The sequence below is a fragment of the Streptomyces sp. NPDC056231 genome (assembly GCF_048270745.1).
Taxonomy (GTDB): domain Bacteria; phylum Actinomycetota; class Actinomycetes; order Streptomycetales; family Streptomycetaceae; genus Streptomyces.
In genome coordinates, this window is sequence record NZ_JBLVKW010000088.1 from 1 (window position 1) to 4067 (window position 4067).

A 4067-nucleotide genomic window follows, 5' to 3' on the forward strand; every position below is an offset into this window, starting at 1 on the left:
ACTTCAGCACCAGTGAAGTCAGGATGATCAAGAGATCGCAGAGTGGCTCACTTTTCATCCGCCGTCCGTGGCCCTCGTTTCACCCGTTGCCGAAAAGCGAGCACATCCCCAGGTCACAGCATCGGCATCTGATATCAAAGCTGAGACCCTACACCTGTTGTAGGGTCTCAAATTTCGCGGCACAATCTCAGCTCCGATGGCACATCGGTGGCACTTATGCCGTCTTTGTGAGACTTGCTGGTCGGGGCTTTCACCCTTTTGGGTGATGCAGGCTCTAGCCCATGCCGCCCAACGCTGTGGCGCTGACACCCTTGGCTCCACGGGCTGGCCATGCCCGTGGGCTGGGGGCGTGCGCGATGGGCAGTGCCACCGCGACGGTGAGCGTTCGCCGACAGCGTGGTCCTCTCGTGGAGGACCGGGAGTGGGACTCGGTGCCCGTCGGTCTCCTGCAGTCGGCTTGCCCCTGGCGGACGTTCCGCTGGTACAAGGGCCAGAAGCACTACTCGGGCACCTACTGGCCTGATGGACATCGCTGATCAGCTCCTTGAGCGCGGCGTCGCAGCTGCCGGGCCGAAGGCCTGGCCAGGCGCTTCCCAGCCGCGTAATACGTGGAGGGGGCGATCTTGCAGGCGTGCTCGGTGAGGACCGTGCAGATCTCAAACGCGGTCTGAGCGCTGGATGGGACCGGCACCTCGGTGGTCGGGGGCTGCGGGAACCACTCGCCGATGAGCTCGCGGAGAGAGAGGAAGCAACTCGGGTGAAACATCCCGCCGCCCCCACCGCATCTAAATGGTGTAAGCGATGAGGCAAGTGGGGAGGGCGGCGGATGAGACGGTCCCAGGAGAGCGCCTTCCGGGAGTTCGCGGCGGCCCGCATAGGGCATCTCTTCCGTTCGGCGTGCCTGTTGACCAGCGGCGACACCTATCTCGCCGAGGATCTGGTGCAGGAGACGCTGGGGCGGATGTATGTGGTGTGGGGTAGGCCGTCGAAGCTCGGCAATCCGGCGGCGTACGCGCAGACCGTTCTTGTGCGAGTCTTTCTGGCGCACCAGCGGCGGCGTTCGGCGGGAGAGCGGCCGAGCGACGAGATTCCCGAGGTCTCGGAGACGGCCGCGCAGGGTGACGCCTCGCTGCGGCTCATGCTCCTGGACGCGCTACGGAAGCTGCCGGCGAAGGACCGGGCGGTCGTCGTGCTGCGGTACTGGGAGGACCGGTCCGTCACGGAGACTGCGGACGTCCTCAACGTCAGCTCCGCAGCCGTACGCACCCGCAGCACCCGTGCACTCGCCCGGCTGAGGGTGCAACTGGGCGGCAGCATCGGAGAGTTCGCCGCGCACTGATCAGCCCGACTGACTATGACGAGAAATGGTGGTGGTTTGGCATGTCTGGAACGCAGGAGGACCTGGACGCGTTCGAAGGCGGGCTCGGTGACGCGCTACGCCGCACCGGGGAAGTCTTCTCCGTGGATGGGCGCCCGCTGGTGGACGGCGGCGTCGTGCGCGGCCGGCGGGAGTTGCGGCGCAGGCGGGTCGCGGCCGTGACCGGCAGCGTCGCGGCGCTCGCCGTCGTGGGGTTCGGGGCGTCTTACACCACAGGGGCGTTCGGTGGCGGCTCGGGGCACGGCGGGGCGGGCGTGGCCGCGCAGCCGAAGGTGCAGGAGACCGGCCCTTCGACGAAGTCGTCGCCCGGCAAGGGGCCGCAGCTCTCGGCGCAGCAGGTGATCGAAAGGTTGGAGAGGCTGCTGCCGGAGGGGAAGATCAGCGGACGGGCAGGGCGCGGTACGGCCGACCGGTTCGGGCCATCGGCGCACCTCGTCTTCGACGATGGCGAGGGCAAAGCTGCGATCGGCGTGAGCGTCGGCGCCATCGACCCGGACGGCACGGGGGCGGAACAGCAGCTCGAATGCCCCGACAAGACCTTCGTGCCGCACGACTCCTGCCGGAATGAGACGCTTGCCGACCGTTCGCGCCTGATGGTGTTGCGCGGGTACGAATACCCTGACAAGCGCGTGGACACCAAGTGGTGGCACGCCTATCTAGTGACCCCTGACGGATACACGGTCGATGCCAGCGAGTGGAACGCGCCTGCAGAGAAGGACGCCGCCGTTTCAAGGGCCGAGCCCCCGCTCACTGTTGGGCAGTTGAAGGGACTCGTCATCTCCGACGAATGGCGGCCCGTGCTGAACGCCCTGGGAAAGGCGGCCCCGGAGCCGGTACGGCGGCCGTCGGCGCAGGGGCAGGACGGCCAGGCGATCCTGAGAAAGCTCAAGTCGCTGCTGCCCGTGTCCGCGAAGGTAGCCTCCGAGCGCGGTGGCGACGGATACGCGTACGTCGTCGTGAATGACGGCAAGGGCGCGAGCCTGGTGCAGATCAACGTGCAGCCGAACATGTCGGACGTGGAGGGGGAGCTGTTCGAGGCCGGGGCGGAGGTGCTGCCGGACGGGACAAAGGTCGTCACGCGTCAGGGCCCGGGCGAGAAGGGCAGCGCGGGCGTGGTGATGTGGACCGCCGACACCATCCGTACGGACGGCCTCCGGGTCGTGGTGTCCGCGTTCAACTCCGGTTCTCAGAACGCGAAGGCCACACGGCAGTCACCCGCGCTGACCATGCAGCAGCTGAAGTCGATCGCCACGAGCGGGAAGTGGGCCGGAAAGTAGGGCCGTAGGCAACGCACCTGCTCCTTGCGGTAGTGCGGGAGGCGGATCACCCTTCGGGGTCGCCGCCTCCTGCTTTGTGTTGGGTAGGTGAGCGTTGCGCGGCGCTGTTGCCTTGCCCGGGCGTCCTCGCAGCCGCTGTCGCAAACCGTCGCCACCCTGCTGGACGACACCGGAGCGCCCGCAGTTGGTACACCCGCGCGTACGCCGGCGCACAGTGTTCCCGCACACCCGGAGAAGCAGGCTGCTGCGCCCCGCGGCGTAGCGTCGCGCACTGACCGTCGGCCGAACCCGCATGACTGGGTTCGGCAGACGTCGTTCGCAGGGGGTCCGACCTGTGGGCACGGATGAACGGTCCCTCGACTTACGCTGTAAGAGCCGTCGTTATGCAGATGCCGTCTGCGCCTTCAGGCGGGACCCCACGACCTCCGCAATTGATTTGATCACCTCACAGTTGGGCTTTCGGCGGAGCCTCCGATGGCATGAGGCCGTATCTTCCGCGCTTCTGACGATCGGACCGCACCCCTCTCCCCTACAAGAACCGGACGACCAGTCGCAGATGTCGGCCTTCATCGGCGCGACTGTGACCTACCAGAAGCATCTGAAGGCGGAGGCCCTAAGCATCCATCGCAACCTGACACCGTTATGGCGGCGCCGGTACGGCGGCCATGTAGTGAACGGCCGTCGTACTGAGGGGAAGCGGCTGGCGTTGCTGGAGGCGCCCGGAGCGGCAGGCATCACTCTCCGAGATGTACTGAGCGAACGAACTTGTCCGGAAGACCGGATGCTCGCGCTCATTCCCGGTGATCCACGGCTGGCGCGCATCCTGGCCCAGCTCAAGCCCGAGGAGCAGGCCGTGATGCTGGCCCTTGGTCTGAACGGTGTCGTCACCTGGGCAGAAGCCGCAGAATACGCAGGCGCCGACGATCCGCCAGTCTTTGGGGAACGCGTGCGCCGCAAGGTGCTCCGCCTCGCTGCCGAGCAGCGTCGCCGGGATGTTTTGCGCCGTCCGGGACCGCCCTCTGATCTGCGGCGGCCCGGACAGAAGGGCGAGCAGGAAGGGGCCTCGACATGACCTTGACCGCGTTGCTGCTGATCCTGCTGCTTGTGGTCGCCACCCTGCTCGTTGGCGCTGGCGTCCTGGCACTGCTGCTGTACCGCCCCGCGTGGGCAGCACCGCTCGCCGGGGCGTTGGCCGCGATGATGCTCATGGCCACCGTGACCGCTCTACTGGTGGCGGTCACCCGCAGTTGACTTCGCTCAAGAGCATGGACACTGCGGCTCCGGGCGACCTACGGCGTTCTCGCGTCGGACCCGCCGCGGCGGGGGGGGCGGGCCGGGCGCCGGGGATACGGGGGGGGGGCGGCGCGGGCGGGGGGGGGGGGGGGCGCCCCGCCCCCCCCCCCCCCCCCCCG

General features: G+C 67.8%; 4 protein-coding genes. All 4 read left to right on the forward strand.

Translation table 11 applies throughout. The annotated features are described in order from the left end of the window. The first annotated feature begins 826 nt into the window (after positions 1-826). The 4 genes from ACNPQM_RS37490 to ACNPQM_RS37505 all read left to right on the forward strand — a co-directional run bounded on the left by ACNPQM_RS37490 (position 827) and on the right by ACNPQM_RS37505 (position 3906). The gene (locus tag ACNPQM_RS37490) at positions 827-1339 is read left to right on the forward strand and encodes a SigE family RNA polymerase sigma factor (protein ID WP_418087454.1); all 513 of its coding nucleotides are present in this window, start codon (positions 827-829) and stop codon (positions 1337-1339) included. 41 nt (positions 1340-1380) lie between these two features. Then, positions 1381-2655 carry a hypothetical protein gene (locus ACNPQM_RS37495; RefSeq protein ID WP_418087455.1) on the forward strand — a complete coding sequence of 425 codons (1275 nt, stop codon included), beginning with the start codon at positions 1381-1383 and terminating at the stop codon, positions 2653-2655. A gap of 556 nt (positions 2656-3211) precedes the next feature. Beyond that, entirely contained in the window at positions 3212-3727 is a 516-nt protein-coding gene (locus ACNPQM_RS37500) for a hypothetical protein (RefSeq protein WP_418087456.1), read from the forward strand. Continuing rightward, complete coding sequence (locus ACNPQM_RS37505) at positions 3724-3906, forward strand: hypothetical protein (RefSeq protein WP_418087457.1); 183 nt, start codon at positions 3724-3726, stop codon at positions 3904-3906. The genes ACNPQM_RS37500 and ACNPQM_RS37505 overlap by 4 nt, the downstream gene beginning before the upstream one ends. The last annotated feature ends 161 nt before the right edge of the window (positions 3907-4067 follow it).